Source organism: Novosphingobium sp. AAP1 (assembly GCF_001295765.1).
In the GTDB taxonomy this organism is placed as follows: domain Bacteria; phylum Pseudomonadota; class Alphaproteobacteria; order Sphingomonadales; family Sphingomonadaceae; genus Novosphingobium; species Novosphingobium capsulatum.
In genome coordinates this window covers 483,353-499,505 of the sequence record NZ_LJHO01000003.1, presented here as the reverse complement: position 1 = coordinate 499,505, position 16,153 = coordinate 483,353, and the positions used below count along the sequence as shown (strand labels likewise).

Here is a 16,153-nt window from a genome sequence, read left to right as displayed (position 1 = left end):
CCCATGATCGAGACCAAGCTTCACGACGACGTCCTCGAGATTGTCATGGCCAACCCGCCGGTCAATGCACTGGGGGCGCAGGTCCGCCAGGGGCTGGCCAAGGCGCTGGCCGATGCGCAGGGCGATCCGGCGATCAAGGCGATCGTCATTCGCGGCGCCGGCAAGATGTTCTCGGGTGGCGCCGACATTACCGAGTTTGGCAAGCCGCCGGTCGATCCTTGGCTGCCGCAGGTGGTCGATGCGATCGAGGCGAGCGCCAAGCCGGTGGTCGCCGCCATTCATGGCATGGCGCTGGGCGGCGGGCTGGAGGTGGCGCTGGGCGCGCATTACCGGATCGCCAGCCCCAAGGCCAGGCTGGGCCTGCCCGAAGTCTCGCTTGGCATCCTGCCCGGTGCCGGTGGCACGCAACGGCTGCCGCGCCTCGTCGGCGTGGAAACCGCGCTTGGCATGATCGTCTCGGGTACGCCGATCGCGGCGAGCAAGGCGGCGCAGGCCGGGCTCGTCGACAAACTGGCCGAAAGTGACGAAAGCCTTGCCGCCGAGGCGATCGCCTATGCCCGCACGCTCACTGCGCCCCGCCGCACCGGCGATCGTTCGGTTTCGGTCGATCCGGCGGTGTTTGAACAGTTTGCGGCCCAAAATGCCCGCAAGATCAAGGGCCTCGACGCGCCCCAGGCCTGCATCGCGGCGGTGAAGGCGGCAACCGAACTGCCGCTCGACCAGGGGCAGGAAAAGGAACGCGCGCTGTTCCAGCAACTCGTCGCCGGCGAGCAGTCCAAGGCGCTGCGCCACGTCTTCTTCGCCGAGCGCGCCGCGGCCAAGATCGATGGCCTGCCCAAGGATATCCAGCTCCGCCCGATCACCAAGGTCGGCGTGATCGGCGCCGGCACGATGGGCGGCGGCATCTCGATGAATTTCCTCTCGGCGAATATCCCGGTAACCATGGTCGAGATGGCGCAGGATGCGCTGGACCGTGGCATCGGCGTCATGCGCAAGAACTATGAGGCGACTGCCGCCAAGGGCAGGCTCACCGCCGAGCAGGTCGAAAAGGCGATGGGCCTGATCACCCCAACGCTCGACTTTTCAGCGCTTGCCGACTGCGACCTCATCATCGAGGCGGTCTATGAAAACATGGACGTGAAGAAGGAGATTTTTGCCAGGCTCGACGGCATCGCCAAGCCGGGCGCGATGCTTGCGTCCAATACCTCCTATCTCTCGATCGACGAAATCGCGGCGGCAACCACGCGCCCGCAGGACGTGCTCGGCCTCCATTTCTTCTCGCCCGCCAACGTGATGAAGCTGGTCGAGGTGGTACGCGGCGCCAAAACCGCGCCCGATGCGCTGGCCACCGGCATGGATATCGCGCGCAAAATCGGCAAGGTGCCAGTTGTGGCCGGGGTCTGCTATGGCTTCATCGGCAATCGCATGCTGATCCCGCGCCAGGCCAACGCCAACGCGCTGCTGCTGGAAGGCGCCACGCCGGAACAGGTCGATCGCGTGCATACCGACTTCGGCATGCCGATGGGTCCGTTCCAGATGGCTGACCTCGCCGGCGTCGATATCGGCTGGCATCGCGATCCCAGCCGCATCGAAAGCCTTCAGGACGCGCTGTGCGCCGAGGGCCGCTGGGGCCAGAAGAAGCAGGCCGGCTTCTACGATTACGACGAAAAGCGGCGGCCGACGCCATCGCCTGTCGTCGCGACGATCATCGATGATTTCCGCGCCAGGGCTGGCATCGTCCCGCGCGATATTTCCGACGAGGAAATCATGGTGCGCACGCTGTACTCGATGGTCAACGAAGGCGCCAAGATCCTGGAAGAAGGCATCGCCCAACGCGCTTCGGATATCGATGTCGTGTGGAACTATGGCTATGGTTGGCCGCGTCACAAGGGCGGGCCGATGTTCTGGGCAGACACGGTCGGATTGGACAAGATCGCGCAGGCCCTGACACGCTACCAACAAGCGCTGGGCGCCGAATTCACGCTCTCGCCGCTGCTGCTGGACTGCGCCGCGCAAGGCAAGCCGCTCGACCGATAAGCGACGCACAAAAAAGACAAGACAAGAGGAGAGCATCATGCCGCTACGCTTCGCTGAACCGGCGACCGAGGCCTATCGCTTCCCGCTGACCATCCGCCACCTGCTCGATAGTGCCCTGACCACGGCGAGCGACCGGCGGATCGTCTATCGCGACCAGGGCAGCTGGACCTATCGCGAGTTTGCCGGGCGGGTCGGCCGGCTCGCCTCGCTGCTGGCGGACCTGGGTGCCGAGCAGGGGATGACGATCGCGGTGATGGACTGGGACAGCCACCGCTATCTCGAGGCCTATTTCGCCGTTCCGATGATGGGCGCTGTGCTGCAGACGGTGAACGTGCGTCTGCCCGCGCCGCAGGTTGCCTACACGCTGAACCACGCCAAGGCGGAGATCCTGCTCGTCCACCATGATTTCTTTCCGCTGGTTGAAGCCGTGCTGCCATCGCTGCCCGGCGTAAAGGCAGTGGTCGCCATCATGGATGGCACGCAAGGCGCGCTGCCGGCCTTTGCCAAGGGCGAGTACGAAGCGCTGTCGGCCGCAGCCTCGCCGGATTATCCGTTCGAGGACTTCGACGAAAACGCCGTTGCCACCACCTTTTACACCACCGGCACCACCGGCAATCCCAAGGGCGTGTGCTTTACCCACCGCCAGTTGGTCCTCCACACGCTGGCGTGCAACGCGCCGTTCGGCGCGGCCGACGGCACCGGCTTTGCCTACAAAGACGTCTACATGCCGCTGACGCCGATGTTCCACGTCCATGCCTGGGGCGTGCCCTATGTCGCGACGATGCTGGGCATGACGCAAGTCTATCCGGGTCGGTACGAGCCCGAGATGCTGTGCCGGCTGCACGCGCAGCACAAGGTGACCTATTCGCACTGCGTGCCGACCATCCTGCGGATGCTGCTCGATGCGGCCGAAAAGACCGGCACCGATGTCAGCGGCTGGACGATCACCGTGGGCGGATCAGCATTGTCGCCGCAACTCTGCGCCGAAGGGCGCCGCAAGGGCATGCGTCTGATCGCGGGGTACGGCATGTCGGAAACCGGGCCGCTGGTCTCGGTCGCGCGTATCCGCCCCGGCACCGAAGGCGATGACGCGGCGGAAATCCAGGCATTGACCGCGACGGTCCCGGCCCCGCTGATTTCTGCGCGGATCGTCGATGATGACATGAATGATCTGCCGCATGACGGCCAGACGCGCGGCGAACTGGTGCTGCGCGCGCCCTGGCTTACCCCCTGCTACACCGGCGACGCCAAGGCCTCGGAAACGTTGTGGCGCGGCGGCTGGATGCACACGCAGGACATCGCGACGATCGATCCCGATGGCTATATCCGGATCCGCGACCGGCTGAAGGACGTGATCAAGACCGGCGGCGAATGGATCGATTCCATCCAGCTGGAGGAACTCGTCGCCACTGCCGAAGGTGTGGTGGAAGTGGCGGTGGTGGCCATGCCAGACGCCAAATGGGGCGAGCGGCCCTTGGCGGTTGTGGTCGTGCGGCCTGGCGCCGCGCTGACGCTCGAAGCGCTCAACGCGCCGATCGAGGCAGCGATCAGCCAAGGCACCATCACCCGCTATGCCAAGCTGGAGCGCTTTGCCGTGGTCGAGGGCCTGCCCCGCACCAGCGTCGGCAAGATCGACAAGAAGCTCATCCGCGCCACCCATGCCGATAACGCCCAGGCGGGCGTGGCCTGATGCCCTGCTCCGCTTGTCGCGGCGGCCTCCGCCCTGCCCCTGCCCCCCGCCAGCCGCATGGCGGCCTGTTTGAAAGGTTGATCTGATGGATCTCCACTTCTCGCCCGAGGAAATGGCTTTCCGTGAGGAAGTCAGGGCTTTCCTGAAGGATCGGCTGCCCACCCGCATCGCCGAAAAGGTGCGCACCAGCAAGCGGCTCACCAAGCAGGACATGGTCGAATGGCACGCCATCCTCAACGAGCGCGGCTGGTATGCCAACCACTGGCCCAAGGAATATGGCGGCCCCGGCTGGTCGGTGGCGCAAGCGGCGATCTTCGACATCGAAAGCGCGCTGGCCCACGCACCGCGCATCGTCCCGTTCGGCGTTTCGATGCTGGGTCCGGTGCTGATCAAATATGGTTCGCAGGCGCAAAAGGATCATTGGCTGCCGCGTATCCTCGACGGTACCGACTGGTGGTGCCAAGGCTATTCCGAACCTGGCGCCGGCTCTGACCTTGCCAGCCTGAAAACCAGCGCGGTGCGCGATGGCGACCATTACGTCGTCAACGGCCAGAAGACCTGGACCACGCTTGGCCAGTATGCCGACATGATTTTCTGCCTGGTGCGCACCTCGACCGAGGGCAAGAAGCAGGAGGGCATCTCGTTCCTGCTGATCGACATGAAAACGCCTGGCGTCGAAGTTCGCCCGATCATCCTGCTCGACGGCGAGCACGAGGTGAACGAGGTGTTCTTCACCGATGTGCGCGTGCCGGCGGAAAACCTGGTTGGCGAGGAAAACAAGGGCTGGACCTATGCCAAATACCTGCTGACTTACGAGCGCGCGGGCCTGGCTGGGGTTGGCGGCTCGATGGCGGCGTTCAACCACCTCAAGGAAATCGCGCAGAGCCAGCGCAAGGGGGGCCGGCCGCTCGCGGAAGACCCGTTGTTCGCCGCGCGTCTCGCCCGGCTGGAAATCAACCTCGAGAACCTCAAGCTCACTAATCTGCGCGTGCTGGCCGCTTCGGGAAGCGGCGGGTCGGCGCCGCTGGAAATGAGCGCGATGCTCAAGATCTGCGGCACCGAGATCCGCCAGGAGATCACCAGCCTCACCCGGCGCGCGCTGGGGCCATACGCCCAGCCCTTTGTCAGCGAGGCGCTGGACGAGGGCTTCAACGGCGCGCCGATCGGGCCGGACTATGCCGCGCCAGTAGCGGTGGACTATTTCAACAACCGCAAGCTCTCGATCTTCGGCGGCTCCAACGAAGTGCAGCGCGAGATCATCACCAAAGCCCTGTTGGAGCTCTGAGCCATGTATTTCCACCACAGCGAAGATCGGCAGATGCTGGCCGACATGCTCGGCCGCTACCTCCAGCAGCGTTACCCGTTCGACATCCGCAACAAGATCAGCTCGTCGCCGGAAGGCTGGTCACGCACGCATTGGGCGGAACTGGCGGAACTGGGTGTCGTGGGCGCCCTGTTCGGCGAGGAAGCGGGCGGCTTTGGCGGCACCGGCTTTGACATTGCGGCCGTGTTCGAAGGATTGGGCAAGGCACTCGTGGTCGAGCCGTTCCTTGGCACGCTGATCGCCGGCCAGGCACTGGCCAAGGCCGCGGGCGGGCAGGACGCGCTGCTGGCCGAGGTGCTGGCCGAGGTGATCGCCGGGACTACCCTGCTCGCCTTTGCGCATGAAGAGCCGCAGAGCCGGTACGATCTCCACGACGTAGAAACCCATGCTTTGCCCAACAGCGAGGGCTGGGCGCTCCATGGTTGCAAGGCGGTTGTCCCGCAGATCGAGGCGGCCGATCGCATTCTCGTCTCGGCGCGGATCGCCGGCGCACCGGGCGATGAAGCCGGCATCGGCCTGTTCCTTCTCGACAAGGCGGCGGCCCAGGTGCGCGGCTATCCCATGGTCGATGGTGGGCGCGGCGGCGAGCTGGTCCTCGATAACACGCCTGCCACGCTGGTGGCCGAGGACGGCTACCCCCTCATCGAGCAGGCGATCGCCGCCGGCATCGTCGCGCTTGCCTGGGAGGCCGTCGCGGTGATGGACGTGCTCAAGACCGCTACGCTCGATTACCTGCGCACGCGAAAACAGTTCGGCGTGCCGATCGGCAAGTTCCAGGCGCTGCAACATCGCATGGCCACCGTGGCGCTGGAGATCGAGCTGGCGCGCTCCGCCGCGATCAGCGCCGCCGATGCGCTGGGCCAGGATCGGCGCACCCGCGAGCGTGCCGTCTCGGCCGCCAAGTACACGATCGGCCGCGTCGGCACGCTGGTGGCCGAGGAAGCCATCCAGATGCATGGTGGCATCGGCATGACGTGGGAGCTGCCGCTCTCGCACTACGCCAAGCGGCTGACGATGATTGGCCACCAGCTCGGCGACGAAGACCATCATCTTGGCCGCTTCATCGCGTTGGGGCACGCCTGATGAGCAGCGACGCATTGCCCTCGGCCGCACTGCTTGCCTTCCAGCTGGGCGACTGGCTGGATGCACTGGGCGGGGATGACCATGGCACGTTCCTCGCCATGCTGGAAATGGCGCACAAGCTCGCGGCAGACGAATTCATGCCACACTATCGCCAGGCCGACCTCCAGGAACCAACGCTCGATACCGATGGCGTGCATATTCTGCCCGCGATCAAGCAGGCCCTGGCCCGCTATGCCGAACTCGGCCTGTTCGGCATCAGCTTCCCCGAAGAGCTGGGCGGGCTCGGTCTTCCCACGACGACGTCGCTGGCGCTGTATGCGGTCTTTGCCGCAGCCAATGTGTCGACCTCTGCCTATCCGATGCTGACGACGGCCAATGCCCGTCTCATCACCGCGTTTGGCACGCCCGCGCAAATCACGCGGTTCGCGCGCCCGCAGATCGCAGGGCGCTGGTTTGGCACGATGTGCTTGTCAGAGCCGCAAGCCGGGTCGAGCCTGGGCGATATCCGCACCCGCGCCATCCCCGATGGCGAGGACGAGCACGGCGTCCGGTATCGGATCACCGGCAACAAGATGTGGATTTCGGGCGGCGACCAGGATGTGAGCGAGAATATCGTCCACCTCGTCCTCGCCAAGATCACCGACGAAAATGGCGCGCTTCCGGCCGGATCGAAGGGCATCTCGCTGTTCATCGTGCCCAAATGGCTTGCGGATGGATCGCCCAACGATGTCGTCGTTGCCGGGCTCAACCACAAGATGGGCTTTCGCGGCACGTCCAACTGCCTGCTCAATTTCGGCGAGCGCGAGGGCGCGATCGGATGGCGCGTCGGCGCGCCGGGCCAGGGGCTGGCCCAGATGTTCATGATGATGAACGAGGCCCGGATCGGGGTTGGCATGGGCGCGGCCGCCCTGGCCTATCGCGGGTATCGCCAATCGCTGCGCTATGCGCGCGAACGGGTGCAAGGCCGCGCTGTCGGCACCAAGGGCGGCGATCCGCTGCCGATTATCGACCATCCCGACGTTCGCGGCATGATCCTGCGGCAAAAGGTCTATGCCGAGGGTGCGATCGCGCTCTGCCTCTATTGCGCGCACCTTGTCGATCAGGCGAGCGAGGATGCAGAGGCGCTGCTCGCGCTGCTCACCCCGGTGGCCAAGACGTGGTCATCCGAGTTCGGTCTCACCGCCAACGACCTCGCCATCCAGGTTCTGGGCGGATACGGCTACACGCGCGATTTCGATGTCGAGCAGCTCTACCGCGACAACCGCCTCAACCCGATCCACGAAGGCACCACTGGCATCCAGGCGATCGACCTGCTGGGACGCAAGATCCTGTTTTCCGACGGGCGCGGCCTTGCCATGCTGCGCGACAGGATCACCGCCACGGCGGCATGCGCGGATAGCGCCCTGGCCGGTTGCGCCACTGCACTGACTGCCTTCTGGGACCGACTGGCACAGACCATTGCCGGGCTACAGAAGCGCAGCGGCGCTGACACCTTTGACGATGCGACGCTGTTTCTGCGCGCCTTCGGCCACGGTGTCGTGATGTGGTTGTGGTTGGACCAGGCCGGGAAGGCCGCCGTCGATAGTCCGCTGCGCCCCGGCATCCTCGCTGCGTGCCGTTTCATGGCCGAAACCGAACTGCCACAGGGGCTGGCGTGGCTCCGCGTGGTCGACACGCACAGCGATCTGGTGCGCAACCTGCCGGAAGAGGCATTCGCATGACCGATTTTACCGCTGCCATCCAGGCAGAGATCGGCATCACCCGCCATTCGGACTGGGTCATCGTCGATCAGAAGATGATCGATCTCTTCGCCGAAGCGACGCACGACCACCAGTTCATCCACGTCGATCCGGCGCGCGCGGCGCAAACACCGTTCGGCGGCACGATCGCGCACGGCTTCCTCACCCTGTCATTGCTCGCCTGGCTCGATGGCTCGATCACCCGCCCCGCGATGCCGCCTGTCAAGATGGGCGTGAACTATGGGCTGGACCGCGTGCGGTTCATCTCGCCGGTTCGCTCTGGCAGCCGGATTCGCCTGGCGTCGACACTTGTCGACATCACCGAGAAGGCGCCCGGCCGCTTTCAGCAGACACTCGATGTCTCGATCGAGATCGAGGGGCACGCCAAGCCTGCTCTTGCCGCCGTGTGGCTCACCCAATTCACGATTTGAAAAATCAGGAGATTTTCGTGCGCGAAGCCGTCATCGTTTCCACCGCCCGTACGCCGATCGGCCGCGCCTATCGCGGCGCCTTCAACGCCACCCCCTCCCCCACGCTCGCCGCGCATGCGATCCGCAGCGCCGTCGAGCGGGCCGGAGTGGACCCGGCCGAAATTGACGATTGCATCATCGGCTCTGCCTTGCCGCAGGGCGTGCAGCACACGATCGGGCGCACCGCGGCCTTGCGCGCTGGCCTGCCGGTAACGGTCTCGGGCCTCACCATCGACCGGCAATGCTCCTCCGGGCTCATGGCGATCGCCACGGCTGCCAAGCAGGTCATCGTCGATCGCATGGACGTGGTCGTTGCCGGCGGCGTTGAATCCATTTCTCTGGTGCAGACGCCGCAAATGCGGGTGGAACCCGATCGCGCGCTGCTCGCGATGGTACCAGACATCTACATGCCGATGCTTCAGACCGCCGAGATTGTCGCCAAGCGCTATGGCATCTCGCGCGCCGCGCAGGATGCCTATGCGTTGCGCTCGCAGCAACAGACGGCCAGGGCCCAGGCCGCCGGGGCCTTTGACCAGGAAATCGTACCCGTAACCGCGACGATGGCTGTTGCCGACAAGGCCACCGGCGAAATTTCGCACCGCGACGTCACGCTGACCAAGGACGAGGGCAATCGCCCGGAGACCACGGCAGACGGGCTCGCCGCGCTCAAGCCGGTGGTCGAAGGCGGTGTCATCACCGCGGGCAATGCATCGCAACTGTCCGATGGCGCTTCGGCCTGCGTGGTCATGGAAGCCAAGCTGGCTGCCGATCGCGGGCTCACGCCGCTCGGCCGCTATGTCGGCATGGCAATGGCCGGCACCGAGCCCGATGAAATGGGCATCGGCCCGGTCTTTGCAGTGCCCAAGCTGCTCGAACGGTTCGGCCTTGGCATGGACGACATCGGGCTGTGGGAGCTTAACGAAGCCTTTGCCGTGCAGGTGCTGTATTGCCGCGACACGCTGGGCATTCCCGATGACCGGCTCAACGTCAATGGCGGCGCCATCTCGATCGGCCATCCCTATGGCATGTCGGGCGCACGCATGGTCGGTCACGCGTTGATCGAGGGCAAGCGGCGCGGTGCGCGGCACGTTGTCGTGACGATGTGCGTGGGCGGCGGCATGGGCGCGGCCGGCCTGTTCGAGGTGATGTGATGAAGGCGCTCATCTCGCGCGCGCCCGGCGGCCCTGAAACGCTGGAACTGGCCGAGCTGCCAACGCCGCAGCCCGGCCGATCGGAACTGCGGATCCGCGTCATCGCCTGCGCCATCAACTATCCCGATGTGCTCATCATCGAGGACAAGTACCAGTTCAAGCCAACCCGCCCCTTCGCACCGGGCTCGGAGGTTTGCGGTGTCGTCGATGCGCTGGGCGAGGGCGTGGAGGATTGGGCGATCGGTGATCGGTTGATCGCGATCACGCTTGGCGGCGGGCTGGCCGAACAGGTCATCGTTCCCGCCGCCTCGGCCATCCGCCTGCCCGACGGCGCCGATCCGGTCGAAGGCGCCGCGCTCGTGTTCACCTATGGCACCACGATCCACGCGCTGAAGGATCGCGGGCAACTCAAGGCTGGCGAAACGCTGCTGGTCCTGGGCGCGGCGGGCGGCATCGGCCTGTCTGCGATCGAGATCGGCAAGGCGCTTGGCGCCACGGTCGTCGCCGCCGTTTCCAGCGCGGAAAAGGCCGCCGCCGCGCGCCAGGCCGGGGCCGACAGCACGGTGATCTATCCATCAGGCCCCTTGGACAAGGCCGCGTCCAAGGCACTGGCCGAAACGTTCAAGGCGGCCGTGGGCCCACACGGCGCGCATGTGATCTACGATCCCGTGGGTGGCGACTATGCCGAGCCGGCGCTCCGCAGCATTGCCTGGGAAGGTCGCTACCTCGTCACCGGCTTCCCGGCGGGGATACCGCATTTGCCGCTCAACCTGACGCTGTTGAAAGCCTGCGACGTGCGCGGCGTTTTCTGGGGCGGCTTCGTTTCCCGCGAACCGGAACGCCATCGCGCCCATGTGCGCGAACTGCTGCACTGGTGGCAGAACGGACAGATCAAGCCACGGATCGACCGCGTCTTCCCCCTCGCCGAAGGCGGCGCCGCGATCGCGCGGCTGGCCAACCGTTCGGCCATCGGCAAGGTCGTCGTGAGACTGTCGCAGGACGACTAGGGTCTGTAGACGAATGCGATGCCCGGAAACGCCAGTTGCGGCCATGCTGGCGTTTTACACAACGCAGAACAGCTGGACCCCGGATCAAGTCCGGGGTGACGATAAGTACATATATTCTCTCAAATTCTTCGTCACCCCGGACTTGGTCCGGGGTCCAGCTTGATAACTTGCACCTCGGCTGCCGTCATCGCGCATGCGGCAGCCAGCCGCCACTTTCGGTCGTTCCCGAAGCGCTGGATTTGTCCACGCGGGCTGGGCGCCGCGCCGGGGTTGCCCCGCCAGTGAGACTTCTCGCTGCTGCTGCTGCCTTCCGTCGGGCAAGCAGCAGCGAGCAGTATCGATCAGGCCTGGCCCGCCGGCTGGCCGGCTGGAACTTCGGCCACCTTGGCGTCCTTGAACAGGGCGTCATACTTGGTTTCTAGGTTCTTGAACTCGGTCCCGCAGATTTTGTCCCACCAGCGGAAATACAATCCATAGTTTCCGCGGACCATCTGGTGATGCATGTAGTGATGCATCGCGGTGTTCTTCCACTTCAGCACCGGAACCTTGAGCCACCAGGACGGATAGACCTCATAACCAAGGTGGCCGATCACGTTCAACGCCAGCTGGCCCAGCCCCCAGACCACCGGGATCGAAACGTGCCACGGCAAGAGGAGAAACAAGGGGAGCATGGCCACCGCCGCGCCTGCTTCACCCAGCGCCTCCAGCGGGTGGAAGTGGAACGCCGAGTAAGGCGTCGGGTCGGTGCTCTCGTGGTGAACCTTGTGCACCCGATCATACAGCTTCGGGTGATGCATGATGCGATGCATCCAATAGAAATACGCATCGTGGATCACAAACACAAAGAACAGGATCATCGCGTAATAGGCCCACCCGTGGGTGGCGATGTCGCTATAGCTGTTTTTTTCCGATGCCGGGACGAGAAACGCCGTCCAGATATCGACAGCAATGAAAATCACCTGCGTGCAGGTACTGAACAGCGCCTCGCGAAACACCTGGCTGGGCTTGGGCCAAGGCTTGCGCGACAGCTTGCGTTTCTTCAGGGGCTTGTCGAGCAGCACCCAGAACACCACGAAGAAGGTAGTCGCAAAGGCGATGTACTTCGCGGTTTCACTAAAGAAGATCTGCACCTGCTCGTTGGCTTCCGAGCCGAGCAGGGGATTGATGACGGTGGCCAGCAAGGCTGCGCCGGCGCCGCCCAATCCGATCCAGATCGGCGTGCGTGTCGACTTTATCGGGCCTTCTCTTGTCGCCATGGGATTTCCTCGCGTTGAGCCGGCCCGCCGTACCGAGCTTCAATGGAGGAAATGTGGAGGGAAGTTGGAGCGCGCGTGGCGAAGGCCAATGCGTGGCGACGCCCACAAGGACGCCGCCCGCATCGGCAATCACAGACGGACCAGTCCGTGCCGCGCCAGCATCGCATGCGGCTGTGCATTGCGCCCCCGGAACGCGCGAAAGCTTTCCGCTGCTGAACGGCTGGCACCCCGCGCGAGGATGTCGTCGCGCAGCTTTTCCGCCGTGGCGCGATCGATCGTGCCGGCCTCGACAAAGCGTTGGAACCCGTCGGCAGCCAGCACTTCTGCCCAGAGATAGCTGTAATAGCCAGATGCATAGGCGCCCGCGAATATATGGGTGAAGGCATGCGGGAAGCGGTGCCAGGCCGGTGGATGCACCACGGCCACCTCGTCGCGCACCGCCGCGATCACCTCGATCGGGTCGCTTCCCAGCGTTCCGAGATGCAGGAACAGGTCGAACAGCGCCAATTCGACCTGGCGCACGATGAACATGCCCGACAGGAAATGACGCGCGGCAACAAGCGTGTCGAACACCGCATCGGGCAACGACGCACCGGTTTCATGGTGGCCCGACATGTCGCGCAGCGTGGCGCGGTCCCACGCAAAATCCTCCATCAACTGGCTGGGCAGTTCGATTGCATCCCACTCGAACCCGTTGGTGCCGGCAATGTTGGGGCGGTCAACGCGCGTGAACAGGTGATGCAGGCAATGCCCGGTCTCGTGCAGGAAGGTGACAACCTCCTTGTGGCTGAGCAGCGAAGGCGCATCGTGCGTCTTCGGCGCGAAGTTGCAGACGAGGTAGGCAACCGGCACGCGCCGGACATTGCCGTCGTTCAGCCGGGGCCGCGCCTGCGCCATCCAGGCGCCACCGCGCTTGCCCGGGCGGGCATGCAGATCGACATAGACGCCCGCGAAGACCGTCCCTTGTTCGTCGGCTACATCGTAATAGCATGCATCGGGATGATAGACGGCAATGTCGGGCCGCGCAGTCAGGCGAATGCCGAACAAGCGGTAGAGCAGCCGCTGCCAGCCCGCGACGACGCGCTCCACCGGGAAATGGGCGCGCACCTGCTGCTCGTCGATCGCATACTGCGCCTCGCGCATTCGCTCGCCGACATAAGCGATGTCCCACGGTTGCAGGTCGGCGATGCCCAGATATGCCGCCGCATAGCCGGCCAGCGCAGCGATCTCTGCCGTTGCGGCAGGTTTCGCGCGGTCAGCAAGATCACGAAGGAAAGCAATGACCTCGCCCGCGCCCGGCGCCATCTTGGTGGCAAGCGACCATTCGACCGGGTCGGAAAAGCCGAGCAGCCGGGCAGCCTCGTGGCGCCGCACAAGGATATCGGCGATCCGCTGCGAATTGTCGAACTGCCCGGCATGGGGCCCCTGATCAGAGGCGCGCGTGCCGGCGGCGGCATAGACCCGCTCGCGCAGGTCGCGGTTTGCCGCGAAAGTCAGGACGGCGCTGACACTCGGCATCTGCAGCGTGACGACCCACCCCGAAAGGCCCTTGGCCCGCGCCGCCTCGGCGAACATCGCCTTGTCCGTATCTGCAAGCCCGGCGAGCAGCGCTTCGTCCGTGATATGTTCAAACCAGGCGTCGGTGGCATCGAGCACGGCATTGCCGAACGCGGTCGAGAGCTGCGACAGTTCCACCGAAAGCGCGGCAAAGCGGGCGCGATCCTGAGGCGGAAGGGCCACGCCGGCGAGTGTGAAGTCGCGAACCCTGTGCAGCACGGCGGCGCGATCCGCAGCGGCAAGCCCGGCAAACTCGCCGGTCCGGGTCAGCGCGACCAGCACAGCATAGAGCGCCTCGTTCTGCATGACCTGGAGGTGGTTTTCCACCAGCAGCACTTCGCCAGCAGCATAGGCCGCGCGTAGATCGGGCGTGTCGGCAACGCCGTGAAGATGCGACACGGCAGACCAGATGCCCGCAATCGCCGTGTCGGCGCGTTCCAATGGCATCCATGCTTCGGCAAATCGGGTCGGCCGGGTCTCGACGATCCTGGCAACCACTGCGCGGTGTTCGGCAATCGCCCGGTCAAGCGCGGGTACGATGTGCTCAGGTCGGATATCCTCAAAACGCGGCAGTGCCAGCGTGTCGAGCAGCGGGTTCGGTGTCATCGATGTCCCTTTCAGACCGTCAGGCCGGGGTCGGCGCCGTCGGCTGCGATCGCATGGCTGTTGTGCCCGGCCAGGTAGCGCTCGGCTTCCAGTGCAGCCATGCAGCCCATGCCGGCAGACGTAACGGCCTGGCGGAACTGCTTGTCCTGCACATCACCCGCCGCAAACACACCGGGCACGCTGGTTGCGGTGGAACCGGGGGTGACGAGGATGTAGCCCTCCTCGTCCATGTGCAGTTGCCCCTGGAAGAGGGCAGTGGCCGGATCGTGGCCGATCGCGACAAACAGCCCATGCACCGCCAGCTGCGATACCGCGCCATCACGCGTGTCGCGCAGGGCCACGCCGGTTACACCAGCGCTGTTGCCCAGCACCTCGGCCACTTCAGCGTTCCACACCATCTCGATCCTGGGATTGGCATGAAGGCGCGCCTGGTTGGTCCGATCGGCCCGCAAGGTGTCGCGGCGGTGGATCAGATAGACCTTCTCGGCGAAATTGGTCAGGTACAGTGCTTCCTCGACCGCCGTATTGCCGCCGCCGACGACCGCGCAAATCCGCCCCCGGTAAAAGAATCCGTCGCACGTCGCGCAGGCCGATACGCCGCGCCCGCGAAATTCGGTCTCGCTGCCCAGCCCCAGCCAGCGCGCTGACGCACCAGTGGCGATGACGATCGTGTCAGCGGTATAGTGTACGCCGCCATCACCGATTGCCAGGAACGGCGCCCGCCCCAGATCGACCTTGACGATGACGTCGCCGACCACGTCGACCCCCGCGTGGCGCACCTGCTCACCCATCCGCGCCATCAGATCGGGACCGAGCACGCTGGCGTCGCCCGGCCAGTTCTCGACATCGGTGGTGATGGTCAATTGCCCACCGGGCTGCGGCCCTTCGACCAGCGTGGGCGCCAGTGCCGCCCGCGCGGCGTAGATGGCCGCAGTATATCCTGCCGGGCCAGAGCCGATGATCAAGACCTTGCTGTGCCGGCTGTCTACCTCGGCGACCCCCGCGATTTCGCGTTCCAGCGTCATTGCGCCGCAAGCCGTGTTGCGGCGATCGGTGCCTGTTCCATCAGTTCGATCGCCTTCCAGGCCAGGGCCCGATATCGCGCGCTCGATTCCTCCATGAGATCCAGCCGCACGCGAAATTGCTCTGCCAGCGCCGGATGATCGGCATCCAGGATCGCCAGCACGCGGTCGAGCCCGGAGAGTTCGGCCTTGTATCCGTCGGTCTCTGCCTGCTGGCGAATATGGAAGACGCGACTCTCGTTTTCCTCGGTCCAGCCAGCCTCGGACAGGGACAGATGGAGTTCGGCGGTGCCCAGCCCGTTCAGCGTGTCGCGCAGCACGGTCCGCATGGTGCCCGGCCAAGCCGCAGCTTCCACGACCTGTGCGGCCCGGCGTTCCAGCGCCGCTTCATCGACAGCATCCGTCGCAGCCACGGCGGCGAGGCGCGCGGCTTTCCACGTCTTGCGATCGGGTTCGTCGCCGTCGATCGCGCAGCGGTGCAGCGCCATGATCGCCTGCCGGCTCTGCTCGACATCGGGATATCGTTCAGTCAGCTTCACCAGGTCCGCGTTGGCGAGCAGGTCAAGCACGAGCTGCGAAACGATCGTCGTAAGATCCGCGCCCACCGGTGTCCGCTCTAGCCAGGCTAGCGCGAAACGCACCGCCTCAGGCTGCGGACGAAAGCCGTTGACCAGCATCGGCAGGGTCTCAGCCAAGGCAAGCGGGTATCCCAGCCGCTCGGCATAGGCGGGGGTATCATCGGCCTCGACGACCGCACCGATAACGTTCGCGTTTCCGTTTTCCCAGGCCGGGAAATAGACGAAGCTACCCGCTGCGACATGCCGCTGCAGGCGATCGAGCGCCTGCGCCTTGACCTGGGGGTCGCCGTGAAACGCAATCACCGCCACTTACTCTGCCCCCACATGCGCATCGACAAAGGCGTCGAGGCGGCTGCGCGACAGGGTGCCAAACGTCCGCGCGGTTTCCGCCCCGTCCTTCACGATCATCAGCAGCGGAATACCGCGCACTTCGAAACGTTCGGCCAGGCCGGGATTGGCCTCGATATCGACCTTCACGATCTCCATCTCTTCGGCATATTCCTCGGCTATCTCGTCGAGCGTCGGAGCGAGCGCCTTGCACGGCGCGCACCAGGGCGCCCAGAAATCGACCAGCACGGGCTTGTCGCTGTTCATGACGATCTCGTCGAAATCCTGCTCGTTGGCATTGCGCAT

Annotated in this window: 13 protein-coding genes; 8 read left to right on the top strand and 5 right to left on the bottom strand. The window is 65.1% G+C overall.

Annotated features, from left to right (window positions below):
• Nucleotides 1-3 precede the first annotated feature (3 nt).
• The 8 genes from IP65_RS09310 to IP65_RS09275 all read left to right on the top strand — a co-directional run bounded on the left by IP65_RS09310 (nt 4) and on the right by IP65_RS09275 (nt 10,501).
• Entirely contained in the window at nt 4-2,037 is a 2,034-nt protein-coding gene (locus IP65_RS09310; RefSeq protein ID WP_022677729.1) for a 3-hydroxyacyl-CoA dehydrogenase NAD-binding domain-containing protein, read from the top strand.
• A gap of 37 nt (nt 2,038-2,074) precedes the next feature.
• The gene (locus IP65_RS09305; RefSeq protein ID WP_022677730.1) at nt 2,075-3,727 is read left to right on the top strand and encodes a long-chain-fatty-acid--CoA ligase; all 1,653 of its coding nucleotides are present in this window, start codon (nt 2,075-2,077) and stop codon (nt 3,725-3,727) included.
• Between the two features lie 85 nt (nt 3,728-3,812).
• On the top strand, nt 3,813-5,012 hold the full coding sequence (locus tag IP65_RS09300; protein WP_022677731.1) for an acyl-CoA dehydrogenase family protein: 1,200 nt from the start codon (nt 3,813-3,815) through the stop codon (nt 5,010-5,012).
• Between the two features lie 3 nt (nt 5,013-5,015).
• A complete protein-coding gene (locus IP65_RS09295) occupies nt 5,016-6,134 on the top strand; it encodes an acyl-CoA dehydrogenase family protein (RefSeq protein WP_054131495.1) in 1,119 nt (372 codons plus the stop codon).
• Nucleotides 6,134-7,855 (top strand): acyl-CoA dehydrogenase, encoded by a 1,722-nt coding sequence (locus IP65_RS09290; RefSeq protein WP_022677733.1) that lies wholly within the window; start codon nt 6,134-6,136, stop codon nt 7,853-7,855. The genes IP65_RS09295 and IP65_RS09290 overlap by 1 nt, the downstream gene beginning before the upstream one ends.
• Nucleotides 7,852-8,304, top strand: a complete 453-nt coding sequence (locus IP65_RS09285) for a MaoC family dehydratase (RefSeq protein ID WP_054131494.1) — start codon at nt 7,852-7,854, stop codon at nt 8,302-8,304. Before IP65_RS09290 ends, IP65_RS09285 begins: the two co-directional genes overlap by 4 nt.
• A gap of 17 nt (nt 8,305-8,321) precedes the next feature.
• Nucleotides 8,322-9,494, top strand: a complete 1,173-nt coding sequence (locus tag IP65_RS09280; RefSeq protein WP_028658240.1) for an acetyl-CoA C-acyltransferase — start codon at nt 8,322-8,324, stop codon at nt 9,492-9,494.
• The gene (locus tag IP65_RS09275) at nt 9,494-10,501 is read left to right on the top strand and encodes an NADPH:quinone oxidoreductase family protein (RefSeq protein WP_022677736.1); all 1,008 of its coding nucleotides are present in this window, start codon (nt 9,494-9,496) and stop codon (nt 10,499-10,501) included. The genes IP65_RS09280 and IP65_RS09275 overlap by 1 nt, the downstream gene beginning before the upstream one ends.
• A 341-nt stretch (nt 10,502-10,842) precedes the next feature.
• Here IP65_RS09275 and IP65_RS09270 read toward each other — a convergent pair whose 3' ends face one another.
• The 5 genes from IP65_RS09270 to trxA all read right to left on the bottom strand — a co-directional run bounded on the left by IP65_RS09270 (nt 10,843) and on the right by trxA (nt 16,153).
• Nucleotides 10,843-11,757, bottom strand: a complete 915-nt coding sequence (locus tag IP65_RS09270) for a sterol desaturase family protein (protein ID WP_082209250.1) — start codon at nt 11,755-11,757, stop codon at nt 10,843-10,845.
• A gap of 129 nt (nt 11,758-11,886) precedes the next feature.
• The gene (locus IP65_RS09265; protein WP_022677738.1) at nt 11,887-13,920 is read right to left on the bottom strand and encodes a M3 family metallopeptidase; all 2,034 of its coding nucleotides are present in this window, start codon (nt 13,918-13,920) and stop codon (nt 11,887-11,889) included.
• An 11-nt stretch (nt 13,921-13,931) separates the two neighbouring features.
• Nucleotides 13,932-14,945 carry a thioredoxin-disulfide reductase gene (trxB, locus tag IP65_RS09260; RefSeq protein ID WP_022677739.1) on the bottom strand — a complete coding sequence of 338 codons (1,014 nt, stop codon included), beginning with the start codon at nt 14,943-14,945 and terminating at the stop codon, nt 13,932-13,934.
• A complete protein-coding gene (locus IP65_RS09255) occupies nt 14,942-15,829 on the bottom strand; it encodes a hypothetical protein (protein ID WP_022677740.1) in 888 nt (295 codons plus the stop codon). Before IP65_RS09255 ends, trxB begins: the two co-directional genes overlap by 4 nt.
• Nucleotides 15,830-16,153: a thioredoxin gene (trxA, locus tag IP65_RS09250; RefSeq protein WP_022677741.1), complete on the bottom strand. Its 324-nt coding sequence runs from the start codon at nt 16,151-16,153 to the stop codon at nt 15,830-15,832.